Annotated in this window: 15 protein-coding genes; 13 read left to right on the top strand and 2 right to left on the bottom strand. The window is 61.9% G+C overall.

Going from position 1 to position 14488, the window contains the following annotated elements:
* Nucleotides 1-414: 414 nt before the first annotated feature.
* Both WNE31_RS04530 and miaA read right to left on the bottom strand, forming a co-directional pair.
* A complete protein-coding gene (locus WNE31_RS04530) occupies nucleotides 415-1194 on the bottom strand; it encodes an AraC family transcriptional regulator (protein WP_349978514.1) in 780 nt (259 codons plus the stop codon).
* A gap of 183 nt (nucleotides 1195-1377) precedes the next feature.
* Complete coding sequence (miaA, locus tag WNE31_RS04525) at nucleotides 1378-2262, bottom strand: tRNA (adenosine(37)-N6)-dimethylallyltransferase MiaA (RefSeq protein ID WP_349978904.1); 885 nt, start codon at nucleotides 2260-2262, stop codon at nucleotides 1378-1380.
* Between the two features lie 119 nt (nucleotides 2263-2381).
* Between miaA and pyrH the strand changes: the two genes are divergently transcribed.
* From pyrH to lpxB, 13 genes are all read left to right on the top strand, one after another.
* Entirely contained in the window at nucleotides 2382-3116 is a 735-nt protein-coding gene (gene pyrH, locus WNE31_RS04520; protein ID WP_463407416.1) for a UMP kinase, read from the top strand.
* Nucleotides 3117-3191: 75 nt separating this feature from the next.
* Complete coding sequence (frr, locus tag WNE31_RS04515; RefSeq protein WP_349978512.1) at nucleotides 3192-3758, top strand: ribosome recycling factor; 567 nt, start codon at nucleotides 3192-3194, stop codon at nucleotides 3756-3758.
* 18 nt (nucleotides 3759-3776) lie between these two features.
* Nucleotides 3777-4502: an isoprenyl transferase gene (locus WNE31_RS04510; protein ID WP_349978511.1), complete on the top strand. Its 726-nt coding sequence runs from the start codon at nucleotides 3777-3779 to the stop codon at nucleotides 4500-4502.
* Nucleotides 4499-5290: a phosphatidate cytidylyltransferase gene (locus WNE31_RS04505; protein ID WP_349978510.1), complete on the top strand. Its 792-nt coding sequence runs from the start codon at nucleotides 4499-4501 to the stop codon at nucleotides 5288-5290. Before WNE31_RS04510 ends, WNE31_RS04505 begins: the two co-directional genes overlap by 4 nt.
* The gene (dxr, locus tag WNE31_RS04500) at nucleotides 5290-6462 is read left to right on the top strand and encodes a 1-deoxy-D-xylulose-5-phosphate reductoisomerase (RefSeq protein WP_349978509.1); all 1173 of its coding nucleotides are present in this window, start codon (nucleotides 5290-5292) and stop codon (nucleotides 6460-6462) included. Before WNE31_RS04505 ends, dxr begins: the two co-directional genes overlap by 1 nt.
* A gap of 8 nt (nucleotides 6463-6470) precedes the next feature.
* Nucleotides 6471-7817 (top strand): RIP metalloprotease RseP, encoded by a 1347-nt coding sequence (gene rseP / locus WNE31_RS04495; RefSeq protein ID WP_349978508.1) that lies wholly within the window; start codon nucleotides 6471-6473, stop codon nucleotides 7815-7817.
* A 110-nt stretch (nucleotides 7818-7927) separates the two neighbouring features.
* On the top strand, nucleotides 7928-8062 hold the full coding sequence (locus WNE31_RS04490; protein WP_349978507.1) for a hypothetical protein: 135 nt from the start codon (nucleotides 7928-7930) through the stop codon (nucleotides 8060-8062).
* Nucleotides 8063-8374: 312 nt separating this feature from the next.
* Nucleotides 8375-10609: an outer membrane protein assembly factor BamA gene (gene bamA / locus WNE31_RS04485; protein WP_349978506.1), complete on the top strand. Its 2235-nt coding sequence runs from the start codon at nucleotides 8375-8377 to the stop codon at nucleotides 10607-10609.
* 6 nt (nucleotides 10610-10615) lie between these two features.
* Complete coding sequence (locus WNE31_RS04480) at nucleotides 10616-11182, top strand: OmpH/Skp family outer membrane protein (protein WP_349978505.1); 567 nt, start codon at nucleotides 10616-10618, stop codon at nucleotides 11180-11182.
* A gap of 72 nt (nucleotides 11183-11254) precedes the next feature.
* Nucleotides 11255-11719, top strand: a complete 465-nt coding sequence (gene fabZ / locus WNE31_RS04475) for a 3-hydroxyacyl-ACP dehydratase FabZ (RefSeq protein ID WP_349978504.1) — start codon at nucleotides 11255-11257, stop codon at nucleotides 11717-11719.
* Between the two features lie 6 nt (nucleotides 11720-11725).
* On the top strand, nucleotides 11726-12523 hold the full coding sequence (gene lpxA, locus WNE31_RS04470; RefSeq protein ID WP_349978503.1) for an acyl-ACP--UDP-N-acetylglucosamine O-acyltransferase: 798 nt from the start codon (nucleotides 11726-11728) through the stop codon (nucleotides 12521-12523).
* Between the two features lie 4 nt (nucleotides 12524-12527).
* A complete protein-coding gene (locus WNE31_RS04465; protein ID WP_349978502.1) occupies nucleotides 12528-13331 on the top strand; it encodes an LpxI family protein in 804 nt (267 codons plus the stop codon).
* Nucleotides 13331-14488 (top strand): lipid-A-disaccharide synthase, encoded by a 1158-nt coding sequence (lpxB, locus tag WNE31_RS04460; RefSeq protein WP_349978501.1) that lies wholly within the window; start codon nucleotides 13331-13333, stop codon nucleotides 14486-14488. The genes WNE31_RS04465 and lpxB overlap by 1 nt, the downstream gene beginning before the upstream one ends.

Genomic DNA, 14488 nt, shown 5'->3' with positions numbered 1-14488 from the left:
TTGTTGTGTCCGGTGGGCAAGGGCGGCTTTTGATGCCCAGGCCCAGACAAAAAAGCCGCCCATCATATGCCGGGCGGCCTGAAACGCATTACTCCTGGGGGGTGGTCTTGACCCGCACGGCGCGCGGTTGCGGCGTCGCTTGTGTGGCAAGCATCAGCATCAAGGCTGTCACAAGAATGGCGGCGCTGGCAATGGCTGGCGTCATGGTGTTCCCCTGGATGGTCCGGCACCCCGGCGGACCTTGATTTTGTTATTTTGGGTCCGGCGTGATCCGGTGGATCGCGCCGCAAGGGTGGCATGGACCCCATTCGGCACGAGAAACCGACGCAGGTCAATGTTCCGTATCGTCATTTGAAGGAATAAAAACGACATCGGGATCGTCATTTTCCGACATTTTCGAAGTTGGGCGTCGAATTACCCGCGGTTTGGCAGGGTGGCGGGCCCTTTGCGAATCTGGCTGGGGGTGGCCCCGAAATGTTGCTGGCTAAAGCGTGAAAAATAGGCGGCACTGCCAAATCCAAGCTCGCTGGCGATCTCGTTAATGGGCATGTCGCTCTGGCGCAAAAGGCAGCGCGCCTCGTGCTGGACCATCTGCGACAGCATATCCGCCGCCGTCATGCCGGCACATTGGCGGCAGACGCGCGTGAGATGGGTCGGGGTGATCTCCAACTCCTCGGCATAGGACGCCATGGCGCGGCCGGTGTGGAACGATTCGGCAAGAAGATCGCTATAGCGGCGCACCAGCCGTTCCGCAGCACTGGCGCGCGGGGCGGGGCCGTGCAACTGGATCTGGCGCCGTAGCCAGATCGACATCAAAGACGCCTGCGCCACCAGCGCCTCGGCCAGGAAGGGACGGTTTTCATGAATTTCGCGGCGCATGTCGTCAAACAGCCCGGTCAGTTCCGCCTGTGCCAGCCCGTCCTGCAAGCGCAGTTGCTGGGTCCGGTCGGGCAGTTGCACCCGCCCGTCCGCAGGCACGACAAGGGCCTGCCCCTGAATGTGCCGCCCTGTATCCATCGCAAACAGCTTGCCCGCAGGAATGTAAATCGCATTGTGTGCGCCGAATCCGCGCCGCAGCCCGTGCAGCAGCAGCCGTCCCTGTCCGCGCGTGATCCAAATCAGCAGGTGGTGGTCGCGCACATGCAACTGTTCCAGCTGCCACGCCCCGTCACGCGTCATCTGGGCCAGCGTCATGACCCGGATTGCAGTTGGGTCAGCGGGCGTTGCGGCTGGTTCGGAAGGGGTTACACGGTGGATTCCCTGCGTGCCCGCCGATTGCGGCGGTTTCGTCAGAAATGATGGAATTTGTACAGTTCTGTCGGCCATTGGGCCGTATTCGTGACAGAAACGTTCGATACGGGCAAGCGGGGAATCCTTTTAAACGGCGGAATCCGGCCGGTATTTGAACCAGGTTTTCATTTTCGACCGGAACCATGTCCGCTGTCGCTTGGCAAATTGCCGTGTGGCGATGGTGGCCCGTGTGCGGGCCTCGTCCAGTGGGATGTCGCCTTGCAAATGTGCGATCAATTCGGGCGCGCCGATGGCCTTGGAGGACAGCAGGGCCGGATCCCAGCGGTCCAGATTGGCGCGCGCCTCGTCCAGCGCACCCATGGCCAGCATCTGGTCAAAGCGATGGGCGATACGCGTGTTGAGCCAATCCTTGTCCACGTCGAACAGGATCGGCACGCAATCCGTTTCCGGCAAAAGCGGGGCCGGGGTGTCGTCCTGCCAAGCGGCCAGCGGGCGCCCCGTGGCGAGCAGCACCTCCCATGCGCGTTGCACCCGCATCGGGTTCTGCCGGTCGATTCGCGCCGCCGTGTCGGCGTCCAGCTCGGCCAGCAACGCCTGAAACCCGTCCCGCGCCACCCGTTCATCGGCCTCGGCGCGAATCTCTGGCGGGGTTGGCGGGATCTTGGCCAAGCCTTGTGTCAGTGCCGTGAAATAAAGGCCGGTGCCCCCCGTGATAATCGGGCGCGCGCCATCGGTCAGCAGCGGCTGCACCTCGCGCAGCCAGTGCCCCACCGAATAGTTGGCATCAAACGCCACATGACCATACAGCGCATGTGGCGCGCGGGCCTCGTCCTCGGGCGAAGGGCGGGCCGTCAGGATGCGCCAGTTCTCGTACACCTGAATCGCATCGGCATTCACGACCACGCCGCCCTGTGATTCTGCGATCTCAAGCGCCAGCGCGCTTTTGCCGCTGGCGGTGGGCCCTGCGATCAAAACGGGGCGGTCTGCGGGGATCAGGGGCAGGGAAGTCATAAGCGCCTTGGTGTTTTTTCGGTCCGTTTTCCGCAGACGGGGTATCTCGCCATTGAACCCGGACGTGTTTTCCGACATTTTGCGCGCGATCCTAAATCTTTGCGCAGATGGAGTGCAACATGGCCGAGGCAACCCCCGAACCCGAAACCACCTTCAAGCGCGTGATGCTCAAGATTTCGGGGGAGGCGTTGATGGGCGATCAGGGGTTTGGCCTGCATCCGCCCACGGTGCAGCGCATCGCCGAAGAGGTCAAACGCGTTCACGATCTGGGTGTGGAAATCTGCATGGTGATTGGCGGTGGCAACATTTTCCGCGGCCTGTCCGGCTCGGCACAGGGCATGGAACGCACCACCGCCGACTATATGGGCATGCTGGCCACCGTGATGAACGCGCTGGCGATGCAGTCGGCACTGGAAGGGCTGGGCGTATTCACCCGCGTGATCTCGGCGATCCGAATGGACGAGGTGGCCGAGCCTTACATCCGTCGCCGCGCCGTGCGCCACCTTGAAAAGAAACGCGTCTGCATCTTTGCCGCCGGCACCGGCAACCCCTATTTCACCACCGACACCGCCGCGACCCTGCGCGCCAATGAAATGGCCTGCGAGGCGATCTTCATGGGCAAGAACGGCGTCGATGGGGTCTATGACAAAGATCCCGCCGAGCATGACGACGCCGTGCGCTATGACCATGTCAGCTATGACGACGTGCTGGCCAAGCGCCTCAAGGTGATGGATGCAAGCGCGATCGCGCTTGCCCGCGACAACAACCTGCCCCTGATCGTGTTCTCGCTGGATGAACCCGGCGGGTTCCGCGGGATTCTGGCAGGACAGGGCACCTATACAAAGGTCGGCTGATCCCGTTAGAGTGAAACCTGAAACCGGCCCCGCGCAAAAGGGCCGGGCCACACAGAAAACAACAAGAGCAAAACAATGTCAGAAGATTTTGAACTCGACACCGACGATCTGACCCGCCGCATGGAAGGGGCAATGGGCGCCCTCAAGACCGAATTTGCCTCTCTGCGCACGGGCCGCGCCTCGGCCAATATGCTGGAACCCGTCATGGTCGAGGCATATGGCCAGAAAACGCCGGTCAACCAGGTTGGCACCGTGAACGTGCCTGAGCCGCGCATGGTCACGATCAATGTCTGGGACAAGTCTCTGGTCAGCGCCGTGGAAAAGGCGATCATGAACTCTGGTCTGGGCATCAACCCGCAAACCAACGGGACCATCGTGATGCTGCCGATCCCCGAACTGAACGAGGAACGCCGCGCCGAACTGGCCCGCGTGGCCGCGCAATATGCAGAACATGCCCGTGTCGCCATCCGCAACGTGCGGCGCGACGGGATGGACCAGATCAAGAAGGGCAAAAACGAAGGGCACATGTCCGAGGACGACCAGAAGCTTTGGGAGTCTGAGGTTCAGGATCTGACCGACCAGTATATCAAGAACGTGGACTCGGCGCTTGAGACCAAGCAGGCCGAGATCATGCAGGTCTGATTGGTCAGGACCCGAGAGGTGAGTTCCGACCCGACCCCCGCCGATGGACCGCGCCACGTCGCGATCATCATGGATGGCAATGGCCGCTGGGCGCAGGCGCGCGGGCGGCCACGTCTGTTCGGGCACCATGCCGGGGCACGCCGCGTGCGCGAAATCGTCGAGGCCTGCCCTGAGAACGGGGTCAAATACCTGACGATCTTTGCCTTTTCGACCGAGAACTGGAAACGCACCCAGATCGAGGTGGCCGGGCTGATGAGCCTGTTTCGCCGCTATATTCTCAAGGAAATGCAGGATTTCGTGAAAAAGAACGTGCGCGTGCGCTTTATCGGCGACCGCCCGCGTCTGGATGAAAAACTGCGCGGCCTGATGGACGAGGCCGAAGCCCTGACCGCACATTGCACCGGAACCAATCTGACCATCGCGCTGAACTATGGCGGCCGCGACGAGGTGGCCCGCGCCACCAAGCGTCTGGCGCAGGATGTGGCGGATGGCAAGCTGGATCCGGCGGATGTAGATGAAGAAACCCTGCCAAAGTATTTGGATACTTGTGTTTTGCCTGATCCGGACCTCGTGATCCGGACCAGCGGTGAAGCGCGGATTTCGAATTTCCTGCTGTGGCAATCGGCCTATGCGGAATACGAATTCATCGATACGCTCTGGCCGGATTTCAGCGCCGAGGAATTCCATCGCCTCGTGTCGTCCTATGGGGGACGCGACCGACGCTTTGGCGCGGTGCCTGCATGAGCGAGGCATCCGGCAAACCCGCAGGCAAGTGGGGGGATCTGCCCAAGCGGATCGTCTCGGCCCTTGTGCTGGCGGCGATCGGCATTGTCGAGGTCTGGCTAGGTGGCATGTGGTTCCACGGCTTCGTGGCGGTGATTGCCGGTCTGATGACCTGGGAACTGACCCGGATGCTGGGGCCGGACAAACCGGCGATGCCCGTGCCGATGGGCGTGCTGGCCTGTGCCGCGCTGTTTGTGGGGTCTTCCTTCCTGCCACCCCAGGCCATTCTGCCGGTGCTGCTTGCACCGGCGCTGGTCGGGGCAACGCAGCTGAGCAAAGACCGTTTGATTTTCGGGGCTTACATGGCGGCGTTGATGCTGGCCTGTTACGGCCTGATCGTGCTGCGTGACCTGCGCGGGATCGAATGGATCCTGTGGTTGGTGCTGGTGGTGATCGCCACTGATGTGGCAGGCTACTTTGTCGGGCGTCTGGTGGGGGGGGCGAAATTCTGGCCCAAGGTTTCGCCCAAGAAAACTTGGTCGGGCACCATGGGCGGCTGGATTGCCGCCGCCTGTGTCGGGGCCGCGTTCGGGGGCTGGCCGCTGGTGGTGATCAGCGTGCTGACCTCGTTCTTTTCCCAGATGGGCGACGCCGCCGAAAGCGCGATCAAACGTCATACCGGCGTCAAGGACAGTTCGAACCTGATCCCCGGCCATGGCGGGTTTCTTGACCGGTTCGATGCAATGATGGGGGCGGCCCTGTTCGTGTTGCTGGTCGGCACGTTTGTGGGCCTGCCTGCGGGACGCTGATGAGAAAAGTTTCCATTTTCGGGGCTACCGGGTCGATCGGGCAGAATACGATTGACCTGATTGCCCGCGACCCCGGCGCATATGACGTGGTGGCGCTGACCGGGGGGCAGAACATCGCGCAACTTGCAGAGGATGCCCGCCGCCTCAAGGCGGATGTGGCGGTCACGGCCAATCCCGCCCTGCTGGACGATCTGCGCGCTGCTCTGCAAGGCTCGGGCGTCGAGGCGGCCGCCGGACCGGAGGCTATTGACGAGGCCGCGTCGCGCCCCTCTGATTGGGTGATGAGCGCGATTGTCGGGGCTGCCGGGCTGAAGCCCGGCCTGCGGGCGCTGGAACAGGGCGCGACCCTTGCGCTGGCCAACAAGGAATCTCTGGTTACGGCGGGGCCGCTGATCATGGGGACGGCCAAAAAACATGAGGCCCGCATCCTGCCAGTGGACAGCGAACATTCCGCCGTATTCCAGGGATTGATCGGCGAAGACATGGGCGCGGTGGAACGCATCATCATCACCGCCAGCGGTGGCGCGTTCCGGGACTGGTCGCTTGAGGACATGGCCAAGGCCACCCCCGCGCAGGCGTCGTCGCACCCCAACTGGAATATGGGGCAACGGATCACCATCGACAGTGCCAGCATGTTCAATAAGGCGTTGGAAGTTATTGAAACAAAAGAGTTCTTTGGTTGTCCGCACGACATGATCGAGGTGCTGGTGCATCCCGAATCCATGATCCATGCCCTTGTCGGGTTCAACGACGGCGCGCTGATGGCCCATGTCGGCCCACCGGACATGCGCCATGCCATCGGCTTTGCGCTGCACTGGCCCGAACGGCGCACTTTGCCGGTCGAGCGGCTGGACCTGGCGCGGATCGGCACCTTCCATTTCCGCGATCCCGATCTGGTGCGCTATCCGGCGCTGCGTCTGGCGCATGAGGTGCTGGAAACTGGTGGTCTGAGCGGCGCCATTTTCAACGCCGCCAAGGAACGCGCGCTGGACGGGTTCATCTCGGGGCGGATCGGTTTTCTGCAAATGGCGGACACCGTGGAAGAGGTTTTAACGCGATTGTCAGTGGACACTTGCCTTATTAATGCCGAAATGACCCTTGATAGGGTCTCGCAAACCGACCATCTGGCACGCAAGACGGCTGACGAGGTCATGGCAGAGTGGCAAGCATAGGATAACACGTGGATATTTTTGGTCTGATCTCGGGGTTCGGAAACACGTTCTGGGTCATCATCGCATTTGTGATCGCCCTTTCGGTGATCGTCGCGATCCATGAATACGGGCATTACATCGTGGGGCGCTGGTCGGGGATCGGCGCGGATGTGTTCTCGGTCGGGTTCGGGCCGGTGCTGTGGTCGCGGTTCGACAAGCGTGGCACCAAGTGGCAGATCGCGGCGCTGCCGCTGGGCGGGTATGTCAAGTTCAAGGGCGATGCCAACGCCGCCAGCGGCAAGGACGCCGAGGCCATGAGTACGCTCAGCGACGAGGAACGCCGCCACACCATGCATGGCGCGCCGCTCTGGGCGCGGACCGCCACCGTGGCCGCCGGACCGGTGTTCAACTTTATCCTGTCGACCTTCATTTTCGCCGCCGTGTTCCTGAACCAGGGGCAGGTGGGCGAGCGCCTGATCGTGGGCGAACAGCGCGATCTGCCCGTGGTCAGCAACCTGATGGTCGGGGACGAGATCGTCGCCGTGGCCGGACAGCGGTTGAACCCCGAGGATGAGGCATCGACCCTGCGCGCCCTGTGGGACAGCCTGCCGGTGGAAAACCCGATGCGTTATGGCGTGATCCGTGACGGGCGCGACATCGAGGTGACGGGGCCTTATTTGTATCCGCCGCTGGTGGCACGGGTCGTGCCGCGCTCTGCGGCCTTTGACATCGGGCTGGAAGAGGGCGACGTCATCACCGCGATCAACGAAACCCCGATCGTGGCCTTCTCGGAATTGAAAGAGGCGGTCGAGACCGGCAATGGCGTGCCGCTGCGTCTGAATGTGTGGCGCGCTGGCGAAGAGCTTGAATTCGTGCTGGTGCCGCGCCGCGTTGACGAACCCCAACCCGATGGCGGGTTCAAGACCCATTGGCGCATCGGCATTGCCGGGGGCGAGGCATTTGTACCCGCCACCGAAAAGGTGCCGTTCTTTGATGCGGTCTGGGGCGGCATTGCCCAGACATGGGAAATTATTAAGGGGTCGGTTTCGGGACTCTATCATATCGTGACCGGTCAAATCTCGACCTGTAACCTTTCGGGTCCGGTGGGGATTGCCGAAACTTCGGGCGCAATGGCCAGCCAGGGCCTTGTGGAGTTCATCTATTTCATCGGCGTGCTTTCGGCGGCGATTGGCATGTTGAACCTGTTTCCGATCCCGATGCTGGATGGCGGGCACCTGATGTTCTACGCGTTCGAGGCCGTCGCCGGCCGTCCACCACGCGACAAGACCATGCAGCTGTTGATGACCATTGGTCTGTTCCTCGTGTTGTCGATGATGCTGTTTGGTCTGTTTAATGACACGATCGGCTGCCCGTAATCGGGTCAAGAGGGCAGGGGGGTCGCAGAGAGAGCACAAACCTGCCCAATTTCTGCCCGAATCCCGGATTAGCGTTCTGACAAGGACAAACGCAATCTGGGATTGGAACCATGCACACCATCGAACAAGGCTACCGCGCACTGGGACTGTTGATTGACATCAACTGGGACCGTCTGCTGTTTCCGATGGCCATTCTGGCTGGCCTGATGGGCGCGGCTTATCTGGGGTCGCTGGGTCTGTTCTGACCGCCAGCCTTGTCCGGGAACGGACAGTGTGAAACCACCCCCGCCGGGCTTGTGCCGTGCGGGGGTGTTGCATTTTGTGGATAAGCCTGTGGATAACTTTCACCCAACCGCGACCGCGTGTGATTTTGACAAGTGGCCGCTTTCCCGCTAGTGACGTCCCATCTGGGATGTCTTGCAGGATTTTGGGGTATGAAAACTCTTCCACGAGCAGAGACACAGACCAAGGTCGTAGAAAACTCTTGGCTGCGTCAGCACCTACTCGGCTTTTTGCTATTACTATCAACTGTTTTGTTGCTTCTGCCTGCCACTGCCATGGCACAGAACTACACGTTCAACGCGATCACGGTCGAGGGCAACCAACGGATCGAATCTAGTGCGATCGAGACGTACGCGGGAATCGCCCGCGGGCAGTCCGTGAACGCCGGTCAGTTGAATTCGGCCTATCAGCGCGTCTTGGGCAGCGGTCTTTTCGAAAGCGTCGAAATGACGCCTCGGGGCAATACGCTGGTCATCAAGGTGGTCGAATACCCCACCATCAACCTTGTGCGCTTTGAAGGGAACGAGCGACTGAAGGATGACGCGCTGTTCTCGATCGTGCAGTCCCAGCCGCGCCGCGTGTTGAACCCCACGGTGGCTGAACGTGACGCCGCCAACATCGCCGAAGCTTATTCCCAGTCGGGCCGGATGGCTGCCCGCGTGACACCGCGTGTCATCCGCCGCAGTGACAACCGTGCCGATCTTGTCTTCGAGATTTTCGAAGGTGGCGTTGTCGAGGTGGAACGCGTCAGCTTTGTCGGAAACGAAGAATTTTCGGACCGCCGCCTGCGCCGTGTGCTCGGCACTAAGCAGGCCGGTCTGCTGCGCCGCCTGATCCAGTCAGATACGTTCGTTGCCGACCGGATCGACTTTGACCAGCAGGTGCTGCGTGATTTCTACCTGTCGCGCGGATATGTCGATTTCCGCACCCTCGGGGTCAGCGCCGAGTTGGCCCGCGAGCGTGACGGCTATTTCATCACCTTCAATGTGCAGGAAGGTCAGCAATTCGCGTTTGGCAACATCACCACCACCAGCGAGATCGCCGAAGCCGATCCGGCCGAATATCTGGACGCGCTCAAGATCAAACCCGGTGTGATTTATTCACCGTCGCTGGTCGAAAACTCGATCGCACGGATGGAGAACCTTGCTCTGAAACAGGGGCTTGATTTCGTTCGTGTTGATCCGCGCATCACCCGCAACGAACGCGACCTGACGCTGGATGTGGAATTTGCCATTGTGCGCGGCCCCCGCATCTTCATCGAACGCATCGACATCGAGGGCAACACCGCCACGCTGGACCGTGTAATCCGTCACCAGTTCCGCGCCGTGGAAGGCGACCCGTTCAACCCGCGTGAAATCCGCGAAAGCGCCGAGCGTATCCGCGCGCTGGGGTTCTTTGAAACCGCCGAAGTGAATGCGCGCGAAGGGTCATCGCCCGATCAGGTCGTGGTCGATGTGGACGTCGTGGAACAGCCGACAGGGTCGCTGTCCTTCGGTGGTACCTATTCGACCAATGACGGTCTCGGGATCGTCGTGCGGTTCTCGGAATCCAACTTCCTTGGCCGTGGCCAGGCGCTGAGCCTGTCTTTTGCGACCGCGTCTGAAATCGCTGATTATGTGTTCAGCTTCACCGAGCCGGCATTCCTTGGGCGCAACCTCGCGGCCGGGTTCAACCTGAGCTATCAGGAAGCGGAACCCGATCAGGTGCGTTTTGCCAACACCGTGGGCGAATTCCGCCCGAGCCTGGCCTTCCCGGTCAGCGAGTTTGGCAATCTTGGCCTGCGCTATACCCTGCAGAATGTCGAGATGGTGGTCGATCCGGCCCAGACCATTCCCGGTTCGATCATCGACACCGAGGCTGCGCGCTCTGACATCTGGAAAAGCTCGATCGGCTATACCTACACCTACGACACGCGCCGCCGGGGGCTTGACCCGAACCGCGGCGTGCTTCTGGAACTGTCGCAGGATTTCGGTGGTCTTGGCGGGGATTATGACTTCATCCGCACCACCGCGAAAGCCATTGCCGAAACCAAGGTCTTCCACGAGGAGGTCACGCTGCGGGCCACATTCGAGGGCGGGGCGCTGTACTCTCCGAACAAGGACGGCCGCATCAACGATCGCTTCAACATCCGTCCGTCGCGGATGCGCGGTTTTGAACCCTTCGGGATCGGCCCGCGCGAGATTGGTGTGACCGCGACGCAGGACGACGCGCTCGGCGGCAACTACTTTGCCGTGGCCCGTTTCGAGGCTGAATTCCCGCTGGGTCTGCCCGAGGAATACGGCGTGGACGGCGGTGTCTTTTATGATGTGGGCTCGGTCTGGGGGCTTGATTCCTCGGCCACGACGGGCACCATCCTTTATGAGGGCTTCAGCCTGCGCCATGTGATCGGCTTCTCGGTCTTCTGGGAAACGCCGGTGGGTCCGATGCGCTTTAACTTCTCGAAGGCGCTCAAGAAAGAAGCCTTCGACAAGGAGCAGAATTTCGACTTCACCATCGAAGCGCGGTTCTGATCCGACATGAAACTGGCATATACTTATGTCCTGGCGGTTCTGGTCCTCGTGATCGGGACCGCTTTTGCATCTGCACAGCAGCCACAGAACGGCGTGCGGGTGATTACCCCGATCCTGACCATTGATTCCGAGCGTCTTTATGCCGAGTCGCAGTTTGGCAGCCGCGTTGCGAACGAGATCGAGGCAGAGCAATCCGTGCTGCTGGCCGAAAACCGCAAGATCGAGGCCGAGCTGGCCTCGGAAGAAAAGACCCTGACCGAAAAGCGCAAGGATATGACCTCCGAGAATTTCCGGGCCGTGGCCGATGCTTTTGACCAGCGCGTTCAAGAAATCCGCCGAATTCAGGATGCCAAGGCGCTTGCGATCAACGAACGCAGCGACCGCGAACAGTCGGTTTTCATCCAGGCGGCGCGCCCCATCCTTGTCGAACTGATGCGCGAGGCCGGGGCGTCGGTGATCCTCGAGCGGCGGTCGATCCTTGCCTCGAACGATGCCATCGACATTACGGATCAGGCGATTGCCCGCCTGAACGAGTCGATTGGCGACGGCGCCGAGTTGCGCCGCGACCCCTGATCCGCTTGCCCTGAAGGGCGGGTATTGCTAGGGCTATCGCCAAAGAACAAAAGCAAATTCCAGGAGGTCACCATGACCGAGTCCCTCAAGACAGCCGATATCGATCTGATCCAGCGGATCATCCCCCACCGCTATCCCTTCCTGCTGGTGGACAAGGTGGTGGATATCGACGGCTACCACTCGGCCACGGGCATCAAGAACGTCACCATGAACGAGCCCCATTTTCAGGGCCATTTCCCGGGCAAGCCGATCATGCCCGGCGTGACCATTGCCGAAGCCATGGCCCAGACCGCCGCCGTTATGGTGGGCGTGGCGCTGGACATGGCGGACAAGGAACTGCTGGTTTATTTCATGTCGATCGACAAATGCAAATTCCGTCGCATGGTGGTGCCGGGCGACCGTCTGGAAATGAAACTGACCACCGTGCGCGGCAAACCCGGCGGCAAGGTCTGGAAATTCCAGGGCGTGGCCACGGTGGATGGCGAAATGGCCTGTGAAACCGAATTCACCGCCATGATGGACCTGCCCAAGGAGTAAGCGCCAATGGCCATTTCCGAACAGGCGCAGGTGCATGCCTCAGCGGTGATCGAGGACGGCGCCACAATCGCCGCCGGTGCCATCGTCGGGCCGTTCTGCCATATCGGCCCCGAGGTGACCCTGCACGAGGGCGTCGAACTGAAATCCCACGTTGTCGTCAAGGGCAATACCGAGATCGGCGCCGACACGGTGGTGTTCTCGTTCGCAGTGATCGGCGAGATCCCGCAGGATCTGAAATTCAAGGGCGAAGCCTCGCGGCTTGTTATCGGCAAGCGCAACCGCATCCGTGAGCATGTGACCATGAACACCGGCACCGAGGGTGGTGGCGGCGTCACCAAGATCGGGGATGACGGGTTGTTCATGGCAGGCTGTCACATCGCCCATGACGCGATTATCGGCGACCGCGTGATCGTGGTGAATTCCTCGGCCGTGGCAGGGCACTGCATTATCGAGGATGACGTGATTATCGGCGGCCTTTCGGGCATTCATCAATGGGTGCGGATCGGGCGCGGGGCCATCATCGGCGCGGTGTCGATGGTGACCAATGACGTGATCCCCTATGGCCTTGTGCAGGGGCCGCGCGGCAAGCTGGACGGGCTGAACCTTGTCGGGCTGAAACGCCGGGGTGTGTCCCGGGCCGACATCACCGCGCTGCGGGCTGCGTTCCAGATGATGGCTCAAGGCGAAGGCGCGTTTCAGGATCGGGCCAAGCGTATGGGCACCGAGTTTGACAGCCCCTACGTGGACGAAATCGTGCAATTCATCACGGGCGACACGGACCGGTCGTTCCTGACGCCGGGCTGAGCCGATGAGCGATCTTGCGATCCTGTCCGGGGCGGGGGCTTTGCCCGTCATGCTGGCTGAGGCCGAACCTCAGGCCGTGCGGGTCGTGTTCAACGGGGTGGACCATGCCATGTCCGCGCCTTTGACGGAACATCGTTTTGAAAAACTGGGCAGCCTGTTCGAAGATCTGAAAGCACGCGGCGTGACGCGGGTTGTGCTGGCCGGGGCGATGGCGCGCCCGGCACTGGACCCGGCGCAGCTGGACCCTTTCATGATGCAACTGGCGCCGCGCCTGATGGCGGCGATGCAGGGCGGCGATGATGCCATCCTGCGCCTGATCATTGCCGTGTTCGAGGAACAGGGTTTTACCGTGATCGGCGCGCACGAGGTGCTGCCCCAGATCACCGCCGAGGAAGGCGTGATCGCGGGCCCACCCCCCAGTGACGCGCAACTGGCTGATGCCAGCCGCGCCACCGATATCCTGTTGGCGTTGTCGCCGCTGGATGTGGGGCAGGGCGCGGTTGTGGCAGGTGGGCTGTGTCTTGGGATCGAGACCTTGCAGGGTACGGATGCCCTTTTGCGGTTTGTGGGCGAGACGCCCGCGCATCTGCGGCGCGGCAAGGGCGGCGTTCTGGTCAAGGCCCCGAAACGGGGGCAGGACCTGCGCGTCGACATGCCGGCGATTGGCCCTAACACAGTGCAGAACGCGGCTGCGGCCGGGCTTGAGGGGATCGTGGTGTCCGCAGGCAAGGTTCTGGTGCTGAACCGCGCGGCGACCCTTGCTGCGCTGGAAGAGACCGGCCTGTTCCTGATGGCGCGGGTCCTGTGATGAAAGTCTTTCTTGTTGCCGGAGAACCGTCTGGCGACAGGCTGGGCGGGGCCCTCATGGCAGGGCTGAAAGAGCTGGTGCCGGATGTGACCTTTTCCGGCGTAGGTGGCCCCCTGATGCAGGCGCATGGCATGGACAGCCTGTTCCCCATGGAAGAACTCAGCGTTATGGGTATTGCCGAGGTGCTGCCCAAATACCGGCATCTGAAACGTCGGATGCACCAGACGGCCCAAGCCGTTCTAGCTGCTTGCCCGGATGTGCTCATCACCATCGACAGCCCTGATTTCTGCTTGCGTGTCGCGAAAGAGGTTAAAGCCAAAAGCGCCATTCGCACCGTGCATTACGTGGCCCCTTCGGTTTGGGCGTGGCGTCCGAAACGGGCGGCCAAGATGGCGCGGATGATTGATCAGGTGCTGGCGCTGCTGCCGTTCGAGCCGCCCTATATGGAAGCCGAGGGCATGCGCTGTGATTTTGTCGGGCATCCGGTCGTGTCCGAGCCTGTCGCAACCGAGGACGACGTGGCGCGGTTTCGGGCCAGCCATGGCATCGGTGATGCGCCGGTCCTTCTGGCCCTGCCGGGATCTCGGCGCAGCGAGGTGACGCGATTGACACCGGCCTTTGGCGACGTGGTCACACATATGGTGGCCGAACGCCCCGATCTGCGGGTTGTCCTGCCTGCGGCGGCCCCCGTGGCGGGGCTTGTGCGCGAGCTGGTGCAGGACTGGGACCAAGCACCCATCGTGCTGGACCCCAACGAAATGCCGGACGACGTGGCGCCGGCCACCAAGCGCGCGGCGTTTCGCGCGGCGGATGTGGCGCTGGCGGCCTCGGGCACGGTGTCGCTAGAACTGGCGGCCAGTGGCACGCCGATGGTGATTGCCTATGACATGAGCTGGCTCAGCTGGCAGATCATGAGCCGCGCCGCCCTGATTGATACGGTGACCTTGGTGAACCTTGTGTCCGAGACACGGGTCGTGCCGGAATTCCTTGGTCCGGCCTTCAAGCCGGTCGATATCGCGCCTGCGCTGCTTGACGTGCTGGATCACCCTTCGGTGCAGGCCGAGGCCATGGAGGTCACGATGCGGCGTCTGGGGCGCGGGGAAGATCCGCCCGGTTTGCGCGCGGCGCGCGCGGTGCTGGACGGTCTGGAGGGCTGA

It is taken from the genome of Shimia fortis (assembly GCF_040225985.1).
Classification (GTDB): Bacteria; Pseudomonadota; Alphaproteobacteria; order Rhodobacterales; family Rhodobacteraceae; genus Shimia.
The sequence above is the reverse complement of the archived record's forward strand: the minus strand, read 5'-3'. Positions and strand labels throughout refer to the sequence as shown.

Coding starts and splice junctions, on each gene's coding strand:
- WNE31_RS04530 (WP_349978514.1), bottom strand. CDS start 1,194: ATGACGCTGGCCCAGATGACGCGTGACGGGGCGTGGCAGCTGGAACAG.
- miaA (WP_349978904.1), bottom strand. CDS start 2,262: ATGACTTCCCTGCCCCTGATCCCCGCAGACCGCCCCGTTTTGATCGCA.
- pyrH (WP_463407416.1), top strand. CDS start 2,382: ATGGCCGAGGCAACCCCCGAACCCGAAACCACCTTCAAGCGCGTGATG.
- frr (WP_349978512.1), top strand. CDS start 3,192: ATGTCAGAAGATTTTGAACTCGACACCGACGATCTGACCCGCCGCATG.
- WNE31_RS04505 (WP_349978510.1), top strand. CDS start 4,499: ATGAGCGAGGCATCCGGCAAACCCGCAGGCAAGTGGGGGGATCTGCCC.
- dxr (WP_349978509.1), top strand. CDS start 5,290: ATGAGAAAAGTTTCCATTTTCGGGGCTACCGGGTCGATCGGGCAGAAT.
- WNE31_RS04490 (WP_349978507.1), top strand. CDS start 7,928: ATGCACACCATCGAACAAGGCTACCGCGCACTGGGACTGTTGATTGAC.
- bamA (WP_349978506.1), top strand. CDS start 8,375: ATGGCACAGAACTACACGTTCAACGCGATCACGGTCGAGGGCAACCAA.
- WNE31_RS04480 (WP_349978505.1), top strand. CDS start 10,616: ATGAAACTGGCATATACTTATGTCCTGGCGGTTCTGGTCCTCGTGATC.
- fabZ (WP_349978504.1), top strand. CDS start 11,255: ATGACCGAGTCCCTCAAGACAGCCGATATCGATCTGATCCAGCGGATC.
- lpxA (WP_349978503.1), top strand. CDS start 11,726: ATGGCCATTTCCGAACAGGCGCAGGTGCATGCCTCAGCGGTGATCGAG.
- WNE31_RS04465 (WP_349978502.1), top strand. CDS start 12,528: ATGAGCGATCTTGCGATCCTGTCCGGGGCGGGGGCTTTGCCCGTCATG.
- lpxB (WP_349978501.1), top strand. CDS start 13,331: ATGAAAGTCTTTCTTGTTGCCGGAGAACCGTCTGGCGACAGGCTGGGC.